The sequence below is a fragment of the Streptomyces sp. GbtcB7 genome, assembly GCF_019091445.1.
Lineage (GTDB): Bacteria > Actinomycetota > Actinomycetes > Streptomycetales > Streptomycetaceae > Streptomyces > Streptomyces mirabilis.
Genome location: NZ_JAGXJM010000459.1, coordinates 1 through 249, shown reverse-complemented (window position 1 = coordinate 249; position 249 = coordinate 1). Strand labels below are relative to the sequence as shown.

Annotated in this window: 1 protein-coding gene; it reads right to left on the bottom strand. The window is 69.9% G+C overall.

Annotated elements, in window-relative coordinates; all coding sequences use genetic code 11:
• On the bottom strand, positions 1-249 hold a 249-nt coding region (locus tag KVT44_RS56495), incomplete at both ends, for a VanZ family protein (protein ID WP_217577080.1).

Here is a 249-nt window from a genome sequence, read left to right as displayed (position 1 = left end):
TGTCGAGCACGCTCGGAAAGCGCTCGGTGAGGAACGCGGCCTGTCCGCATTCGATCGCGACCGTCGCGACGATCGCGATCGGCAGCACGAGCTCGCGTGTGCGCAGGATCATCGGTAGCAGCACGCCGAACGGCACGAACAGCCCGACGTTCGCGGCGAACTCGACCCGGGGGTAGCTGAGCGCGGGCAACCGGCGCGAGAGGGCTTCGAGCAGCGGTGCGACGCCCGCATCCACCGGGGTCGGCCAGA